Annotated in this window: 19 protein-coding genes; 2 read left to right on the top strand and 17 right to left on the bottom strand. The window is 35.5% G+C overall.

Annotated features, from left to right (window positions below; genetic code table 11):
* The first annotated feature begins 40 nt into the window (after positions 1–40).
* Positions 41–589, top strand: coding sequence for a hypothetical protein (locus FC748_RS07415; protein WP_108030892.1), 549 nt, complete (start codon positions 41–43; stop codon positions 587–589).
* Between the two features lie 272 nt (positions 590–861).
* Here the strand turns inward: FC748_RS07415 and FC748_RS07420 are convergent, their stop codons facing one another.
* From FC748_RS07420 to FC748_RS07450, 7 genes are all read right to left on the bottom strand, one after another.
* Complete coding sequence (locus FC748_RS07420; protein WP_244311195.1) at positions 862–1,155, bottom strand: hypothetical protein; 294 nt, start codon at positions 1,153–1,155, stop codon at positions 862–864.
* A 72-nt stretch (positions 1,156–1,227) separates the two neighbouring features.
* Entirely contained in the window at positions 1,228–1,608 is a 381-nt protein-coding gene (locus tag FC748_RS07425; protein ID WP_029747172.1) for a DUF7668 domain-containing protein, read from the bottom strand.
* 269 nt (positions 1,609–1,877) lie between these two features.
* On the bottom strand, positions 1,878–2,225 hold the full coding sequence (locus FC748_RS07430; RefSeq protein WP_024361876.1) for a YhjD family protein: 348 nt from the start codon (positions 2,223–2,225) through the stop codon (positions 1,878–1,880).
* Positions 2,218–2,550, bottom strand: coding sequence for a YolD-like family protein (locus FC748_RS07435; protein WP_024361877.1), 333 nt, complete (start codon positions 2,548–2,550; stop codon positions 2,218–2,220). The genes FC748_RS07430 and FC748_RS07435 overlap by 8 nt, the downstream gene beginning before the upstream one ends.
* 11 nt (positions 2,551–2,561) lie before the next feature.
* Positions 2,562–3,821, bottom strand: a complete 1,260-nt coding sequence (locus FC748_RS07440) for a Y-family DNA polymerase (RefSeq protein WP_024361878.1) — start codon at positions 3,819–3,821, stop codon at positions 2,562–2,564.
* Complete coding sequence (locus FC748_RS07445) at positions 3,818–4,039, bottom strand: WYL domain-containing protein (RefSeq protein WP_024361879.1); 222 nt, start codon at positions 4,037–4,039, stop codon at positions 3,818–3,820. The genes FC748_RS07440 and FC748_RS07445 overlap by 4 nt, the downstream gene beginning before the upstream one ends.
* Before the next feature lie 147 nt (positions 4,040–4,186).
* Positions 4,187–6,790, bottom strand: coding sequence for a cation-translocating P-type ATPase (locus FC748_RS07450; RefSeq protein WP_024361880.1), 2,604 nt, complete (start codon positions 6,788–6,790; stop codon positions 4,187–4,189).
* Between the two features lie 774 nt (positions 6,791–7,564).
* Between FC748_RS07450 and FC748_RS07455 the strand changes: the two genes are divergently transcribed.
* Positions 7,565–8,134, top strand: coding sequence for a GNAT family N-acetyltransferase (locus FC748_RS07455; RefSeq protein WP_108030893.1), 570 nt, complete (start codon positions 7,565–7,567; stop codon positions 8,132–8,134).
* A 608-nt stretch (positions 8,135–8,742) separates the two neighbouring features.
* Here FC748_RS07455 and FC748_RS07460 read toward each other — a convergent pair.
* The 10 genes from FC748_RS07460 to FC748_RS07505 all read right to left on the bottom strand — a co-directional run bounded on the left by FC748_RS07460 (position 8,743) and on the right by FC748_RS07505 (position 17,782).
* Positions 8,743–9,165 (bottom strand): hypothetical protein, encoded by a 423-nt coding sequence (locus tag FC748_RS07460; RefSeq protein WP_025219393.1) that lies wholly within the window; start codon positions 9,163–9,165, stop codon positions 8,743–8,745.
* A 213-nt stretch (positions 9,166–9,378) separates the two neighbouring features.
* On the bottom strand, positions 9,379–9,765 hold the full coding sequence (locus FC748_RS07465) for a hypothetical protein (RefSeq protein WP_108030895.1): 387 nt from the start codon (positions 9,763–9,765) through the stop codon (positions 9,379–9,381).
* 742 nt (positions 9,766–10,507) lie between these two features.
* Positions 10,508–10,906 carry a hypothetical protein gene (locus tag FC748_RS07470; RefSeq protein ID WP_108030897.1) on the bottom strand — a complete coding sequence of 133 codons (399 nt, stop codon included), beginning with the start codon at positions 10,904–10,906 and terminating at the stop codon, positions 10,508–10,510.
* Positions 10,907–10,980: 74 nt separating this feature from the next.
* The gene (locus tag FC748_RS07475; RefSeq protein WP_108030898.1) at positions 10,981–11,352 is read right to left on the bottom strand and encodes a hypothetical protein; all 372 of its coding nucleotides are present in this window, start codon (positions 11,350–11,352) and stop codon (positions 10,981–10,983) included.
* A 17-nt stretch (positions 11,353–11,369) separates the two neighbouring features.
* Positions 11,370–12,275 (bottom strand): SAR2788 family putative toxin, encoded by a 906-nt coding sequence (locus FC748_RS07480; protein ID WP_108030899.1) that lies wholly within the window; start codon positions 12,273–12,275, stop codon positions 11,370–11,372.
* Positions 12,276–12,294: 19 nt separating this feature from the next.
* Complete coding sequence (locus FC748_RS07485; protein WP_167492651.1) at positions 12,295–12,990, bottom strand: S8 family serine peptidase; 696 nt, start codon at positions 12,988–12,990, stop codon at positions 12,295–12,297.
* A gap of 607 nt (positions 12,991–13,597) precedes the next feature.
* On the bottom strand, positions 13,598–14,644 hold the full coding sequence (locus FC748_RS07490) for a phosphotransferase family protein (protein ID WP_108030902.1): 1,047 nt from the start codon (positions 14,642–14,644) through the stop codon (positions 13,598–13,600).
* A gap of 11 nt (positions 14,645–14,655) precedes the next feature.
* A complete protein-coding gene (locus FC748_RS07495) occupies positions 14,656–15,432 on the bottom strand; it encodes an SDR family oxidoreductase (protein ID WP_108030903.1) in 777 nt (258 codons plus the stop codon).
* Positions 15,429–16,664: an acyl-CoA dehydrogenase family protein gene (locus tag FC748_RS07500; RefSeq protein WP_108030904.1), complete on the bottom strand. Its 1,236-nt coding sequence runs from the start codon at positions 16,662–16,664 to the stop codon at positions 15,429–15,431. Before FC748_RS07500 ends, FC748_RS07495 begins: the two co-directional genes overlap by 4 nt.
* 227 nt (positions 16,665–16,891) lie before the next feature.
* Complete coding sequence (locus FC748_RS07505) at positions 16,892–17,782, bottom strand: LysR family transcriptional regulator (RefSeq protein ID WP_025219386.1); 891 nt, start codon at positions 17,780–17,782, stop codon at positions 16,892–16,894.
* Positions 17,783–17,828: the final 46 nt, after the last annotated feature.

The following is a 17,828-nucleotide window of genomic DNA, read 5'->3' on the forward strand; positions in this document are numbered from 1 at the left end:
TGTTGTTCCCTTGAACCGAAGCAAAAGGAGTGAAATATGCATGAAAGAACCATCTGAACAGCTTATTGACATGCTTGGCCATCCATATAGTCCTAAAAATGTTCAAGCTTTGCTACAATCATTCAATGTCAAGCGAATGCCTTCCCCGAACAGCTATTTCAACGACGATATTATTTGGTCTGTAAAAGCATCGATACGCATTGATATTTATCGTGCCTCAAAAATAAATGATTTGACTGGACTCCACTATACAAATCAAGATGAATGGATTATTGGTGCTATACATTTTCTTGCTCCTGGATCAGATGACCGAATTAAAAAGCCGTTTTCTGGAAAGCTTCCTAAGGGAATCACGATGTGCTCAACACCAGATGAGTCAATAAAGGCATATGGTCGACCTGAAATGGATGAAAAATGTGCGTGGCCTGGGTTCTCTGGTCAAATTTTGGCTTGGCGCAAGCCGAACATAAATATCGCAATTGAATATGCGGATAGTGCAATCGATTGCGTAATGAGAAGCTACACTGCCTGTTTAATTGGCTGCATAGGCGCATGGCGAGACGATAACCCTGGGGTCTTTTCTCCCTGATGGTCAGTCGATTATACCGTGCTACGGGTGGTAGTTCGTTCGCTCTCAAATAAATGGCACTCTTTATCAAACTTTAAGCGCATGTTTTGAAAAAAGATTTCAAAACATGCGCTTTACATTTGTTCTTATATCAAGGTTGATATGGTTATGAAGACCTTCATTAATCCTTATGTCACGATTGAATTTTATCTTGCAAAGAATTGTCGATAATATAAAAAAGACACCGAGGTGTCTTATGTATTGTCAAGTTACGTTTATGGACAATCTGAGAGTTAATTATAATAATGAAATGCAAAACCATCTTCTGGTTCGCCCACTTCATATCCCAATAATTTTGTAGCGCGTTTCTTAAATAATGTAATCCATTCATTCCATTCTTCTGATGGCAATTGAGCATAAAATTGTAGTCCACTTGATTCAATACTTACTTCTATCAATTTACCATCTGAACCATACCACTGTGGACAGCCGTTTACAAAGTGGTTCCAGTTAGGCATTTCTCTATATAAACGCTCCAACTTATCCCAAACTTCTTGTGGTGCAGAATAATGAATATTCAAATTCATATTGTATATTTCCATATATTCTCCTTTAAATTTAGATTTATAAGTTGATTTGCGACTCTTCAAATTATTGTTTTACTGTGGGTCAACTGTGATAAAAACACTTTTTAATCCGTTATCCGTATATAAAAACTCCATTTGTAAACACATATCTGCCAGTTTTGAATTTGAAGTTAAATCATAATCAACTGCAAATCCACTGTTGTCCTTGAATTCATAAAAGTTAATTTGTGCATATTCGTATTGGGGATGGAAATTACATGGAGCTCCATATTCATCAAATGAATCCAATCCATTTAAGTTTAATGTTTCTTGGACATAATGGAATAAATCACCAATATCATACACTTTAGATTCATCCACATAATTTAATATTTTTTCATATTCTTTACTATGCATTACTTTTAATATATTGGTAATAACAGTTATGGCATATTGTTTATTTTCACTTTTCATATTGAACCTCCCAATTCTATTTTTCTTTCCATTCAACTGTATAATATCATACATTTTTGAGAAAATTTATTTGAACTGGAGATACCAGTGTAATGCCATTTTCGGTTTGCCTTAGCGAGTGTTTTAGTTGTATACGACTCTAATCAAATTTTATAAAATCTTATACTTAGTTAAAAATATTAACTCCATTTTGACAAATCTCTTTGCAAAATGGAGTATTTTCGGTTTTGCTAATAAATAAAGGTTGAAAGAATTTTTGTCATCACTCTTTATTCAACGCGCCGTATATGATTAATCAACAGCTTCTCCACCTGTGATTTAAGAGCTTGATTTGCATAACGGAGTACTACATCATTCCCTGCAGTAGCAACTTGTACGTCACTAAAGTATTCATCTATCGGTTGCCAACCTACTACTCGTATACGTTTTTGTGCAAGTTCTCGTTTGAGATTAAAATATTCTTGTCTTAGCTCCTTTAGTAATGAATCCATCATTGGAAGAAATACTGTTTTCATTTTAAACTGCTCTAATTTACAATAATCAACCTGTAATGATTTAACTGCTAGCTCTAACAAAAGATACTTATGAAGTAACTGTCTTTCATCGGCTTTAATCATAGTAATCAGCATCCAGTTGGGCTGATTGAATATTTGGGATGGGGATACTCTCCGTTTTAAGTAGCGTTTCAAGTATGAGGTCATTCGTATTCATCGATTTAACTATACCAGTCCATTGTGTGATTGTATGGTCCTTCCACACTTCTACTGTAACGGTCAACTGTTGATTAAAAGCTTGATTAATTGTTTTTTGTAGTTCTTCCAGTTCCCATTCAGTCAATTCTCTTGGCTGTTCCATATACTCTTCTTTGTACTCTCTGAGAAGCTCTAAATGTTCTGGCAACATCATCGATGCCCATTTAATCGTCCCTCTATCTTTTATCATTCCAATCACTCCTATGCCAAATGACCACCAACTAAGCGATCTCGTTTTATAGCTGTACCAGCTTTTGTATAAGAAACGGCTCTTAATATTGAGGTAGCTCCAAACCTGTTACGTATGGCATCCATTGTAGGACCAATTATCTGACGTTGCGGCTTACGTTCATCAAATAAATCCAATTGAATACTATGCTCTTTCTCTAGGTTGGATATTCTGACTGATAATTGTCGTGCTGGCTCTCCAGCAAAATGTTCATCCAGTAATTCAATACAAGCTTTATACATCACAAGCGTTTCACTTGTCGGCACTGCAATGGTTTTCGAACGATGAAACCCTTTGGTCATGGCATTATGACTATAGGAAAGACCTAAGCTAATTGTACGGCCAACAAACCCTGCATCACGTGTGCGCTTCATTACGTCTTCACACATTTCTAGAAGCACTACCGCAATCTCTTTTCGTGTGTGATAATCCCTCATCAGCATTTGACCCTTACCAAAACTTAATGCTCCGTTTGTTATTAACGGCTCCCCTAATTTAGATAGATCTATTCCCCATGCATGGTAGTAGAGTTGATTGCCCATTACCCCAAAGCACTTTTCTAATTCTGCTAAATCTGCATTAGCCAAACCACCAACTGTTTGTATTCCCATAGCATTTAGATTTGCCTCCATTCGTTTTCCTATGCCCCACATTTCAGATAAAGGTCGAACAGGCCACAGTTTCTTTGGAATATCCTCATACGTCCATTTAGCAAAACCTGTTTTCTTTGCTTCAAGGTCTAAAGCTAATTTGGCGATTAACATATTGGGTCCCATACCTACTGCACTAGGTATACTAAATTGGTCAAGAATAGCCTTTTGTATTTCCTTGGCCGTCTCTTCGGGTGAACCCCAAAGCTTTTCCGTGCCAGTTAAATCAACAAAACTTTCATCCACACTATACACATGTATCGCATCAACAGGTACGTAATTAGCGATCAATTTTGTAATCGTCATCGACATTTGAATAAAGAAACTCATTTTAGGCTCAAATAATCTAATGTCAGGATGTTTTGGTATCTCATAACGTCTACTGCCAGTTTTGATTTTATATTTCTCTTTCATTAATGGTGATGCAGCAAGCACTACGCTACCTGGCTGGTCAAAATTTGCTACTACTGCAACTGGTGTTTTTAAAACATCTAATCCATGTAACATCGCCACGATACTAGCGTAAAAACACTTCATATCGATACACATAATAGGTCTATTGGGCATCGCCTCATAATTCACACGACATCACGCTCTTGTGTTATAACTGGAATAATTGCAAGAACATTGCTGATAATAAAAGTACGCTTTGCTTGTCGTGTGAAGCAATATGCAGAAAAGCAGTTATTTACAACTTTTATGATTTTCACTTGCCTTTTTGTAATTTCACCGCATTTGGATACATACATCATATGAACTGACTGATTGCGTTGCATTGCTTTTATTAACTGTTCTTTCATCCAACATCCTTCTCCCCTCGTCCGTAACAAGAACGTTTGTTTGTATTTATATTTTACGCACGTACGTTCCTTTTTACAACTGGGAATTTAAAGAAATATTAAAAGTGTCAAGCACTATTTGGGTGCCTGACACTTTATGAAGTTGCCTTATTTACTTCTGACAAACAATAGTTTAAACCACTGATTAACTAAAAACGGCATAAACGATAAGCTATAAATAAAGCCTAATTGGGCGCCACTTAATGCGGCCACTTCGAAGATACCCGTAAATGATGGAACAAATAATACGGCATGTAAAGCAACAAAACCGATTAAAAATGCTAACCAAGTATATTTATTCGAAAATACACCAATGGCAAAAATCGATTGCTTCGATCTGGAATTAAAGCCATGAATTAATCTCGACAAACATAAAGTAGTAAACGCCATCGTACTAGCTGTTAAAGTATCTCCTGTTGACAATCCGATTTCAAAAGCAACAGCTGTAGCAATTGCAATTAATAAACCTTCCAGTATAACTTGCGTCGTAAAAGCTTTATTTAACAATGGTGTGCGAATATCTCTTGGCTTGTCCTTCATGGTGTTTTTATTATTTGGTTCCAGTCCAATGGCAATGGCCGGCAAACTATCGGTAAGTAGGTTAATAAATAATAGATGAACAGGTGCAAATGGAACGGGTAAACCTAATATAGTAGCATATAAAACGACAAAAATTGCCCCTGCATTTCCAGATAACAAAAATAAAATCGCATTTTTAATGTTCGTATAGATGCTTCGTCCATTCGAGATTGCTTTGACAATCGTTGAAAAATTATCATCTGTTAATATCATAGATGATGCATCTTTCGCTACTTCAGTACCGGTTATCCCCATTGCTACACCGATATCAGCTTGTTTTAAAGCGGGACCATCATTGACACCATCACCGGTCATCGCAACGACATTGCCCTTTTCCTGCCACGCTCTCACAATACGAATTTTTTGTTCCGGCGTTACGCGAGCATAAACTGAAACATCTTGAACTTTTTCTTGCAGTTCGCGATCCGTTAAACCTTCAATTTCAGCTCCTTCAATCGCTTCGGATGGGTCCTGTAAAATCCCGATTTGTTTGGCTATGGCAGTGGCTGTTATTTTATGGTCACCTGTAATCATTACAGGTTTAATACCTGCTTTAATACAGCTTTCAACGGCTGCCTTCGATTCCTTTCTAGGTGGGTCCATCATTGCTATTAATCCTACAAAAATTAAATCTCTTTCATCAAATACAGTAATTGGACGGCCTTCTCTTACTTCCTTATATGCAATGGCTAATACTCTTAAACCATTCATTGAAAAATCTCGATTCACTTCTTCGATTTTTTTTCGATGTTCTTGCGTCAGATTAACTAGACCTTGCGACGTATTCATTTTTGACATTTTGAATAGCAGAACGTCTAGTGCTCCCTTAGTAATCATAATACTTTGCTGATTAATCCGATTAACCGTACTCATAAGCTTCCGATCTGAATCAAAAGGGAGCTCTGCCACCCTTGGACAATGGTCTCTAACAAGTAATTCATCAAAATCATACTGCTTTCCTAATTTCACAAGGGCAATTTCAGTAGGATCCCCGATTTCCTTATGATCTCTTTCCAACGCATCATTACATAATAACGCCTTTAAAATCAGATCTTTCTCAATTGCATTTTTCATATATAGTTGATCGTGTGGAATCACTTTCTGATTAACGTATACATGTTGGACAACCATTTTGTTTTCAGTTAAAGTCCCTGTTTTATCTGAACAAATAACCGAAACACTTCCCAAACTTTCAACAGCAAAGAGCTTTCGTATTATAGCATTTTCCTTTGCCATTTTTTGTGTCCCAAAAGCCAAGACAATTGTGACAATCGAACTTAATGCCTCTGGTATGGCGGCAACTGCCAACGAAACAGCAAACATAAACGATTCTACTAATTCACGGCCTCGAACCAAATCAATTGTGAAAATAACAACACAAATCATCGTGATGCCTAAAGCTAATTTTTCTCCAAATTGATCTAGACTTACTTGTAGAGGCGTTTTCTTTTCTTTTGCAGTATCAAGTAAATTAGCAATTTTCCCAATTTCCGTGTCCATTCCGATAGCTGTCACAATAACAACGCCTCGTCCATTCGTGACAAAGCTTCCAGTGAAGACCATATTTTTCTTATCCGCAATGGTTACATCTTCCTTAATCGAATCGGCACTTTTTGCGACAGCTAATGATTCACCTGTCAACGAACTTTCATTAATATGAAGATTATGGCTTTCTAGTAATCTTCCATCAGCATTTATATAATCTCCAGCCTCCAAATATAGAAGATCTCCCACAACGATATCTTCAGAAGGAATTTCTATTATCTGATTATTACGCATTACTTTCGCTATGGGCGAAGACAGTGCTTTCAAATTACCTAAAGATTTTTCTGCCTTTACATGTTGAACAGTGCCCAGAACTGCATTTAAAATAATTACAATCAAAATAACAATCGTACTTTCTACTTCACCTAATAGAAATGAAATAAAAGCCGCTACCATTAAAATAATCACTAATAAATCTTTAAACTGGCCGAAAAAAACGGCAAGTGTACTTACCTTTTTACTTTCCTCTAAAACATTATACCCGTAAACCTCTTGCCTCTTTTGAACGTCATAATCACTCAATCCCTGATTGGTCACATTCAGTTTATTCATGACTTCAACGGACGACTGCTGATGATACTGTGTCATTTGATTCTCCTTCCAGTGTAAATTATTAATAATAGTTGTGTTATTCAACATAGAGCGGACTATTGCAATAGAAGGAAAACAACTTTATCTTTATTGCACAGTCTTTTAGCTATCAAAATGTCGTTTCTATCACTTGGCCCCTTTTGACTTGTATTTTTTCTATTACAAGCCGTGATTTCTGTTACATAATAGTAAAAATTATGTGCTCTTTTGCTCTCGACTCCATATTCCTAATAGTAGAACTATAACAATCTATTCCGTGTCCTAATCCAGTATGATAATAATTGATAGAGAGATTAAATTTTTTGTCCGATTAACAAAGCTAACTTTGCTCTCGCAAATAAAATAACAAGCCCCTCTTGACGTTCAGCATCAAGAGGGGCTATGGGTAAAAAACTTATCAAGGACTAGATTTCCATAATATGTAGAAAGCTAATTACTAGTGACAGACACCTGTTATTGGCTATTAAAAATGATGACATCACGTACTTCCATTGATTTCAAAAGATTTATAATACATAAATATCACAATTATTTAGTAATCTATGGTATACTGCTTTCAGTAGCACCATCAAAGGGCACAAACCAATTCGAAGCTGTAGCGTATTTTATACGATGCAGCTTTTTTATTTTAGATTTACTCAATTCCCACTTTACAATATAATGGTTTAACTAGAAAATATTGAATAAATACTTATTTAAATAACTTTACCAAATGAAAATTCCAAATCATTAAAACAACTTCGCCAAATGACAAGCAAAGGAGAAAATCCAATGAATGTAGAAAAAATCTTTGAAAGCTTCCCATTATTACATTCTAGCAACCTACAATTTAAACAAATAGAAGAAAGCCATTTAGACATGTTATTCGCTATCTACGATAATGAAAAAGTATTTCAGTATTGTGGCATTATCCCGAAACACAATATTCAAACTGTCCAAAAAATGATTAGTCATTTTGAACGTGACTTCACGAAAAGAAATAGAGTGAAATGGGGGATTTTTTATAAAGATCAACCAGATTCTTTAGTCGGTATAATCGAAGCGATGGATTTTAACCAAAAAGTAAATATGGTAACAATCGGCTACTATTTAGCAGAGGACTATTGGAATAAGGGCATTGCAACGGAATCTGTACAAACCATTTGTAAATTTTTATTTGATGAAGCGAACATTAATAGAATTCAAGCAGAGGTTATGCCGATGAACGATGCGTCAAAAAAAGTGCTTTTAAAAAGTGGCTTTATGAAAGAAGGTTTATTAAGAAAAGCTTCTTTCTGGTCTGGTAAAGGTATTGTCGATTTGGAAATTTACAGCATTTTGCAAGAGGAGTACAATAAATAAATTGAAAAGGCACGCTAAACAGAACTATTCTATTTAGCGTGCTTTTATTTGTTTATCTTCATACATGTTTGTAGCGTTAAACGGTTCCATAAACCGAATTTACAATCGTTTAATATCTGCTCATCATCACCTACTATTAGTAGTTTAACAAGTCAGGCTTTGTAATCAACAAGAGTATCATATAGCTTACCGACATTTGCAAAAGCTATTATTTTCTATTGTATGAATGTAGACATCCTACTCCGTTTTCATTCCTTTTTTAATCGTCTTTTGATTTCTGATGCATGTAAATCAATATTTCTTTTATCTTTCAAAGTGTTTTTAAACTCCAAAGTTCCAAAGATTAGCATTGCTATACTTAGAGGCACATATAAGAGTAAAAACACCTCTTTGCTGACTTTATTAGTAAAGAATAAAATTAGTATAAGGATAGTTATCGCAGTAATAAAGCTTACATATTTATTATCTTTGTAAGACATACAATCACCCTTTCTACCTTTTTAAATAGCTGGTATTTTACAAATAGACTGAACAATATACAGTTTTAACCAAAAATAGCCACGCGCATATAAATGAACGTGGCTTTTCTTGTATAGTAGAACGTTATTTTAGTTAATAAATGTAGAAATCTTTCCACTATATGTAGCTAAATAACCCTTTCCCGCTGGCACAGCTCCTTGTAATCTTAGATTTCCTTTATATAAATATCCATCAATCCATTTTTCATAAGGATACAATGTTGGTATAGAGCTATTAAATGTATAGTATACTTGATGCGATGCATCTGCATAAAGATAAAAACCTCTTGGATTAATATCAGATTTAGTGATTGTCTCTGATATTATTTCGCCATCTTCATATTCTTTATTGATGTCAAAACCAAGAGGTAGTTCTGTTACTGGTTCTGCTATTGGTGTAAATTCCCCAACATCATTAAAGCTTGTTTCCTCTGCAGCTAAAGAGATTCCTGAAAATGCAAAAATTCCAAAAACTAATGTAAACGCGCACAACAAAATACTTAGTCTCTTCATTTCCTTCATCATCTCCTTTATATTATAAATCATTTTGATTATAACTAATAACATCATTATTTTCAATATTATTATAATTCAGACTACTATAAAAATTTACTATTGGTAAGTGTTATATTTCTTGAAATAAAAAATCCAGGCTGAATAATCTATATCACCACTTTTAAGTTAATTTCCAAAAAAATCCTCAACTATCATTGCTGAGCCATTTCCTTAGTGGCAGCTGTTATTATTTACGCCATACAGTTTAAAAAGTTCACCGGATTGATATTGTTCAAGAACTATGCCGGCATGAAAACCGGTCATATTATTCTGTTCGATTCCTGCAATCTTTTCAAGCATTTTTACAGCATCAGCTCTGCGATAGTCCACTATAATTGCATAGATACTGCAAACATATAGGACAAAAGAATTTTCATGTAAAAACAACTCATCTAACACGGCTGTTGCAAGTTCAGATGATTGCTTTAATTGATCCAAAATAGCTAGCAACGCCTTATTTGATTTATTTCCTCTTTTATAATCTCCATTCATCTGTGTTTGTTCTGCTATTAAGGCATGTTTGATAAACTCTTCAACTAATATTTTCGTAGCTTTCATATATAAACACCTACTATATATTAGTTTAGCAAGGCTAACTTTGTATTAAATAAGCTTACCGACATTTACGAAAGCTGTTCTTTTCTATTGTATAAATACAGCCATACTACTTAGTTTTCATTCTATTTTTTAAATTTTCTTTTGATATCTGATGCATGTAAATCAATCTTTTCTTTATCTTTCAAAGCGTTTCTAAACGTTAAAAATCCCAATATTAGCATTGCTATACTTAGAGGAGCAAATAAGAGGAAAAACACCTCTTTGCTTACTTTATTAGTAACGAATAAAATTAGTACAAGGATAGATATCGCAGTAATAAAGCTTACATATTTATTATATTTGTAAGACATATAATGCACCCTTTCCAACTTTTAATTATTTGATTTTTCAGTTATTTAATTCTAGTATATAAATTACGTAGTTTTACATATGAACATTTATGAGGTACTTCAGAAACAGATAAGAGTAAGAGAGAGGTGAATTTCGTGAAAAGTAAAACTATTTTCTTTATTTTTTTAACATTACTCTTCATTTTCTGTTTAGGACTGCTATCATTCTATAGTCTTAGCAATGAATAGCAACGTTTATCTATCATCATTTGTATCCAAGCAAACAGCCCAGTCTATAACCACTTTAATGCAATAAAAGTACTCTAAACAGATAGATGTAGCCTTGTTTAAAGTACTTTTATTGATTAGCTGTATGAATTTTTAAAAACTATCCACAAATCAAATCTACAATCTTAAGATTTCAATTCTCGCCATTTCCAATATGCTTCATATAGCATATCATGTAGAAATTCCTCATACTCTCGTTCCTCATCTAGACCTCTCTGTTCTAATTTTAGCCCTAACCACACCGTATTATCTTTTCTAAATTTAGGATCACCAACACCATCTACAATACAGAAAAAGTGAAAAAAGGTTGAAAGCATCCGATCGCGAACAATCTTTTCAATGCCACAAATACTATGAAAATCAAATTCATTTGCTTTTAACGCTTTGACTTCTTCAACACTTAATTTAAGCTCATCCTCTATGCCTATTATCGCGTTTTCTGGATTTCGTAGACTATCACCCATTTTAGAGTATTCTTCAATTAAATCATGAACCTCCATTAGTAAACTCATTTGACTATCCATCTAAATCACCACTTTTAAGTTAATTTAGAAAAAACCAACAACTATCATCGCTAAGCCATTTCCTTAATGGTAGCTTATTTACTTACACCATACAGTTTAAAAAGTTCGCCGGATTCATATTGTTCAAGAACTATACTTGCATGAAAACTGGTCATATTCTGTTCCATTCCTGCAATCTTTTCAAGCATTTTTAAAGCTTCAGCTCTACGATAGTTCAATACAATTGCATAAATACTACAAACATATAAGACAAAAGGATTTTCATGTAAAAACAGCTCATCTAACACGTCTGTTGCAAGTTCAGATGATTGCTTTAGTTGCTCCAAAATAGCAAGCAGCGCCTTATTGGATTTGTTTCCTCTTTTATAATCTCCAGTCATCTGAGTTTCTTCTGCTATCAAGCAATGATTAATAAACTCTTCAACTAATATTTTCTCATCTTGCACATTATCACCTCAAGTTATTATCGTAATCTATCCATAATTTTTATACCATAATCGTATTGATAATCCCAACTCTTTCCTGCTAACCAATCCCTTACTCGTTTACCTTGCGTATGAGGTTGAATAGAATTATAGTATCCTGTAATTCTTTGATGATGTTGTATATCAATGGATACGATATTACGAGTATTGTGAATAGATGTTTTACTAAAGCCAGACTTTGCAATTTGTGATTGTTCAACAATATGATGCCATTGTCTATTTACACCAGCATTCCCCAAGAATTTCCTTAAAGAGTCAAAACTATTAAAGCCTCTATGAGATAAGTTTTTAATTGGTATTCCAAGAACATATCTTGCAGTTGTTCGAATTGCAACTCCTCCAACAACATACACAAAGACCGGTAATACAGAAGCATTTAATTCAGTTGTGTCAATATTGTAAACTTCACCTGTTTCGATGTCTTGTAAACTTGCTTTAAATACATCGTCATTGTTCTCATGTACAACTGCGGCAAGTTTTTTATGAATCTCTTCACCTTTTTCGTCTATAAAGGTACTAGTTAAGATAATAGTATCGCTTTCTGGATACATATCTAACTCAAATCCAGCTTCGAAATCAGTTGTATTCAAATTAAGAGTTACAATAATTTGTCCATTTTTAAGGATTTCAATGCCTAAGTCCAAAGATTCAATATCTTCAAGTGTTTCCTTTCCATATAAATTTGTAATTTCTTTTTCTATCTCTTTCCTTATTTCCTTTTCTGCTTCTTTAATTTCTGTATCAATATCATTTTGAAACTGTTTTTCATCATTATTTTCGTTAGAAAGCTTATTTATAGGAATAATCGTACTTGCACCTGCATGCGGGATAGTTACACCGAAAATTAAAAAAATAACCATTAATATAGAGATAATCTTTTTCATAAATAATCTCCTTTCGTTATTAATTATCTTCTATAACCCCATATCCATATTCACGATCAAAACCTTCTTCACCTAAATCTTTTGCTTGCTGCTTTAACAGTGCCACTATTGATTCCTTACTTAACGATTTATTTTGTGCAACGATTAGACTGGAAATATATTTAGTAGCCTTTGCAGTTGCAAAGGACGTCCCAGTAAATTTTCTATAATATCCATCTTTGTCTATAGCTACGACGTCTTCTCCCACAAAGGCAAAATCAATTTTTCCTTTTCCTGTTGAACTAAGTCGTCTCAATTCTTTATCAGTCGCAGTAATAGATATCACTTCATCATATTTTGCTGGATAATCAACACCAAAACCGAAAGTGTTACCAGCCGCTGCTATAATAAGAATTCCATTTGCAACGGCTTTACCAATAACAGTTTTGACAGCTAAATTTTCCGTTTGATATCCAAAGCTGATATTGATAATATCTACTTTTTGCTCAATACACCATTCTATGGCTTTAACTAAGTCATCTGCCTTCCCCTTACCGTCCTTGTTCAAAACTTTCACATCAATCAAGTCTATCTCACTATTTTCAATAATATTGGCAATTGGAGTTCCATGACTCATTTCATCAATAGTCGGCGATGTCGGGTCGATAGCATTAAATTCATCAACAATACCACTTTCCAAAAATTCTTCATTAATGCCACTATCTAAAATTGCCACCTTAAGCTTTTCCTTTTGGACTTCCTGATTTTCTGATACAACATGATGAGTAAACACTAAGATAATGATTAAGGTAGCAAATATAAAAAAAGATACTTTTTCATATAAACCTCCTTTAATACATTTAATAGTTTTGTCTTTCTCGACAATTATATATTAATTGAATATTTAAAAAATTTTAATACATTTAATACATATTTACTCTTAAAATTCATTTTTTCGACATTTTTTCAGTTCGAATACGAGAATTTCTTAAATATTCGACATTAAATTTGATGGTTCTATTAAAAGGAAATTTAACAAGAGAGTTCAGACAGCCTAAGAAAAACAACATCTTAATGAAGTTTTTACGCAAAATACTGATTTCGCTATTTCTGCCTAGTTCCTTCCCCCAAAGAAGAACATGCATTCCCCCTCTTTTATTTCTTTATCGTGAATATTTTGTATTGCATAATAAAGTTGGTGCGAGAGGATAATTTAAAAATACAAATTATAGTGTCGGATAATCTGTAGTTGTTATCTATCAATTAAATTAGCTACCATCAAAAAAAGATTGTAGATAAACCTGAATCGCAGGATTATCTACAATCAAACTGTAGCTATACTTCTATTTAATACTTTTAGCAGCTTGTTGTATAAGCGCAGCTACCATTGTATCCATTTGTGCGAAACGATCGTCCTTCGTTTGTCCGTTGACATAACGATAATAAATTTGTTGGCAAATGACCGCTAATTTAAAATAAGCAAACGTTATATAATAGCCGATTGTTGAGACATCTCGACCACTTTTCTCCGCATAGTGCGCGATAAATTCCTCTCTCGAATAAAATCCAGGATGAACCGTAATCGGTGGCTCCCCTAATGCATACAACAACATTTTTGGATCATCTGCATGCATCCAATAACTCATCGCAACACCGAGATCTGCTAACGGATCACCCACTGTTGTCATTTCCCAATCAAAAAGCCCAATCATTTCTGAGTAATCTTGTGAAAACATCGCATTGTTGAACTTATAGTCATAGTGAATAATTGTCGCTTCATTATTTGTCGGTATATTAGCCTTTAACCAAGCCGTTAGCGCTGCTACCTCTGACAGCTCAGCTGTTTTTGCTTTCTCATAACGGTCAACCCAACTAACCACTTGGCGTTCCATAAACCCTTCAGGCTTGACCATATCCTTTAAAGCCGTTTCCTTATATGGAATGGCATGGAGCGCTACAAGTGATTCCACCATTTTTTCAGACAATTGACGTGCAAGTGCTATTGTCGATTCTGTCCCTGATGGGAAACGTGTGTCCAACACGACACCTTTTTTTCGTTCCATTAAGAAAAAGTCACTGCCGATAATGCAGACATCATCGACGTATACATATGGTTTTGGTACAACAGCTAAAAACGGATGAAGCGCCGATAAAATGGTAAATTCACGCTTCATATCATGCGCTTTTTTTGCCACTGGCCCAAGAGGTGGTCTGCGAAGTACAATTTCAAAATCCGCTATTTTTAAACAGTAAGTTAAATTAGAATGACCCGCACTAAATTGAGAAATTTCTAGTTTCCCCTCTGGTAAGTCTGGGAAATGTCGCTTTAAAAAAGCATGTAATTGCTCTGTATCGATTCGTTCACTTGCCCTTACTTGTATCGTATCCATAGGAACCCCCCTTAAATAATTGCACTCATTCCACCATCTACCACAATCACCTCACCTGTAACATAATCCGAAGCTGCAGCTGCTAAAAATAATGCAACGCCCTTCAAATCATTTTCAGCACCTAGACGCTTTAAAGGTGTAGCCCCCATCAAATAATCTTGTCCTCGTTCTATTAAAACATTTGACATTTTCGTTGGGAAAAATCCAGGGGCAATGGCATTAATGTTTATGCCTGATGGTCCCCATTTCACCGCTAAATCTTTGGTTAACGTAATAACTGCACCTTTACTAGCGTTATAACCAATTGTATCCATAAAATCAGGGAGTGTACCACCAAGCCCTGCAATAGAAGCAATATTAATAATTTTCCCCGCTTTTTGTGCAAGCATCACCTTACCAACAGCCTGCGTCATTAAAAATGTACCGTTGACGTTCACATCAAACACCTTTTGCCATGCCTCGTATGGCATATCGACAGCCGGCGCCCCCCATGAAGCACCACTATTGTTTACTAAAATATCAATCTTACCAAAGGTCTCTAATGTTTTTGACACAACATGGGCAATTTCCTCTGGTTTCGTCACATCACAGGCAAGCGCAAGTGTCTGGACACCTAATTGTGCGAGTTGTGTCGCCATTTCCTCACAAGCCTCCACTTTGCGTGAGCACAGCACAACGTTGGCACCAGCCTCTGCAAAGCCTTGCGCAATTTGTGCACCAAGTCCACGACCACCACCTGTAACAATAGCGGTTTTCCCTTGCAAGCTAAATAGGTCAAGAACAGTCATTTTACCAGCTCCTTTTGCTTTGGGGCATGTTTTTTCAGTTCCAATTTCGCTACAGTATTACGATGCACCTCGTCTGGTCCATCTGCTAAACGCAATGTGCGTGAATTGGCCCACTGAGCAGCGAGCGTCGTATCAGGTCCAACGCCAGCAGCACCAAATGCTTGAATGGCACGGTCGATGACACGCAATGCCATATTCGGTGCGACTACTTTAATCATCGCAATTTCAGCCTTCGCCTCTTTATTCCCTACTGTATCCATCATGTATGCTGCTTTTAACGTAAGCAGCCTTGCCTGTTCAATATCAATACGTGATTCTGCTATTCGTTCACGCATCACGCCTTGGTCTGCTAGCGGTCGATGGAAGGCTTGACGCTCTAGTAAGCGGCTACACATTTCTTCTAAAGCGCGTTCAGCTGCTCCGATAAGACGCATGCAATGATGAATGCGGCCTGGGCCTAAACGACCTTGAGCAATCGCAAAACCTTTCCCTTCACCCCATAAAATATTGTCCACAGGTACTCGTACATTTGTAAACGTAACCTCTCCATGACCTTCAGGTGCATGATCATAGCCAAAGGCAGTTAGCATGCGCTTTATTTTGACACCTGGTGTATCCATTGGAACTAGAATCATTGATTGTTGCTCATGGATCGAAGCTGTAGAATCCTTATGTTTTCCCATAAAAATCGCGACTTTACAGCGTGGATCGCCAGCCCCGGTTGTCCACCACTTATGACCGTTTAAAATATACTGATCACCATCTCGTTCAATGCTAGCCTCAATATTGGTCGCATCACTAGAGGCCACTGCAGGCTCCGTCATCGCAAAGCAAGAGCGGATTTCTCCACGCAATAGCGGCTCTAACCACTCTTTTTTTTGCTTATCCGACCCATAGCGTACAAGTACCTCCATGTTCCCCGTATCCGGCGCATTGCAGTTAAAGACTTCCGGCGCTATTAATGATCGGCCCATAATTTCACATAAAGGAGCATATTCTATATTCGATAAACCTGCGCCATACTCGCTATCAGGTAAAAATAAATTCCATAGCCCCGCTTCCTGTGCTTTACGCTTCAATTCTTCCATAATCGGAGGAATCGCTCCCCAACGATTCGCCATTGCTTCCACCTGTGCCGCATACAGTGCCTCATTTGGATAAATATACTGCTCCATAAATTTCGTCAGTTTTCCTTGCAGTTCTACTACTTTTTCACTATAAGAAAAATTCATATGAAAGCCCCCCTTTGATTGACAACACGAATGAAAAATGAATGATTATTCATTCTTATTCTTACATTAAATGTTACCGCTATACGGCATGTAAATCAATCATCTATTCCATAAAAATTTGAATAAAAGAGAAAATCCATATGCAAAAACAGCTAAAAAAAGCATCTCCATTATGTCTTCTTTTTACAGCCATAAAAAATAATAACTATATTAAAATATCATCAACATTATCTTTTACTATCAAAATAATGTATAACACCATCAATGAATTGTCGGATTGCAAAGGGCAGATGTCGATTTTTTAAATACACTAAATAAACATTCCTTTGTAAATTAGGGCAATCAATTTCTTTTTGAACAATCGTCTTCGCGGTTGGCCCCTGTAAATAGTTTTCAGGCAGAATGGTAATACCTAGATTTTCGCGAACAAGGGATACAGCCGTTTCAAAACGTTCGATTTCAAATTGAACATTGATTGCTTGACCCGCTTGTTCAAATGCATTCAAAATATCCTGCCTTGTTTGAAATCCATCTGTACTAATAATGAAAGGCTCATTGCTTAAATCTGCAATGGTCAGTAAATCTTTCGTCGCTAACGGATGATGTAAAGGTAATACAGCGACAAGTCGTTCCTCATACAAACACTTCACTTCTAGCTCTTCATCGTCCATCAATTGATTGGTAATAATTACATGCGTTTTATAGCCTTTCAGTGATTTCTTGACACGCTTGCTACCTAAAATATCGACTAAATGAAATTTCATCTGTGGATAGCGCTTTTTATATTCGACAATTGCTTTTGGTAACCAATGCTTAATCGACTCCATTACACCGATGGTCAAATCACTTGTACCATGTACAATGACCTCGTCCATTTCAATTTTTAGCACTTCCATATTTTTTAAAATAACTTTTGCTCGTTCATATAGAAGCTGACCTGCTTCGGTTAATTGCAAATTTCTTGTATTTCTTTCAAGTAAAGAAGAACCAACTTCTTGTTCTAATTTTTTAATAGCATTACTTAAAGAAGGCTGAGAAATATGCAATTTTTCAGCTGCTTTCGAGTAATTCATATGCTCAATAACAGCGATAAAATATTGTAATTGTTTTAAATCCAAAACAACCTACCCCCCATTTATAGTTTTAAACTATAGATTAATAATA

Origin of the sequence: Lysinibacillus sphaericus (assembly GCF_005217585.1) — a bacterium.
Classification (GTDB): domain Bacteria; phylum Bacillota; class Bacilli; order Bacillales_A; family Planococcaceae; genus Lysinibacillus; species Lysinibacillus sphaericus.

Bases quoted from the DNA above. Each gene is read 5' to 3' on its own strand.
- FC748_RS07415 (WP_108030892.1), top strand. From the start codon at position 41: ATGAAAGAACCATCTGAACAGCTTATTGACATGCTTGGCCATCCATAT.
- FC748_RS07420 (WP_244311195.1), bottom strand. From the start codon at position 1,155: ATGAATTTGAATATTCATTATTCTGCACCACAAGAAGTTTGGGATAAG.
- FC748_RS07425 (WP_029747172.1), bottom strand. From the start codon at position 1,608: ATGAAAAGTGAAAATAAACAATATGCCATAACTGTTATTACCAATATA.
- FC748_RS07430 (WP_024361876.1), bottom strand. From the start codon at position 2,225: ATGATTAAAGCCGATGAAAGACAGTTACTTCATAAGTATCTTTTGTTA.
- FC748_RS07435 (WP_024361877.1), bottom strand. From the start codon at position 2,550: ATGATAAAAGATAGAGGGACGATTAAATGGGCATCGATGATGTTGCCA.
- FC748_RS07445 (WP_024361879.1), bottom strand. From the start codon at position 4,039: ATGAAAGAACAGTTAATAAAAGCAATGCAACGCAATCAGTCAGTTCAT.
- FC748_RS07450 (WP_024361880.1), bottom strand. From the start codon at position 6,790: ATGACACAGTATCATCAGCAGTCGTCCGTTGAAGTCATGAATAAACTG.
- FC748_RS07455 (WP_108030893.1), top strand. From the start codon at position 7,565: ATGAATGTAGAAAAAATCTTTGAAAGCTTCCCATTATTACATTCTAGC.
- FC748_RS07460 (WP_025219393.1), bottom strand. From the start codon at position 9,165: ATGAAGAGACTAAGTATTTTGTTGTGCGCGTTTACATTAGTTTTTGGA.
- FC748_RS07465 (WP_108030895.1), bottom strand. From the start codon at position 9,765: ATGAAAGCTACGAAAATATTAGTTGAAGAGTTTATCAAACATGCCTTA.
- FC748_RS07470 (WP_108030897.1), bottom strand. From the start codon at position 10,906: ATGGATAGTCAAATGAGTTTACTAATGGAGGTTCATGATTTAATTGAA.
- FC748_RS07480 (WP_108030899.1), bottom strand. From the start codon at position 12,275: ATGAAAAAGATTATCTCTATATTAATGGTTATTTTTTTAATTTTCGGT.
- FC748_RS07490 (WP_108030902.1), bottom strand. From the start codon at position 14,644: ATGGATACGATACAAGTAAGGGCAAGTGAACGAATCGATACAGAGCAA.
- FC748_RS07495 (WP_108030903.1), bottom strand. From the start codon at position 15,432: ATGACTGTTCTTGACCTATTTAGCTTGCAAGGGAAAACCGCTATTGTT.
- FC748_RS07500 (WP_108030904.1), bottom strand. From the start codon at position 16,664: ATGAATTTTTCTTATAGTGAAAAAGTAGTAGAACTGCAAGGAAAACTG.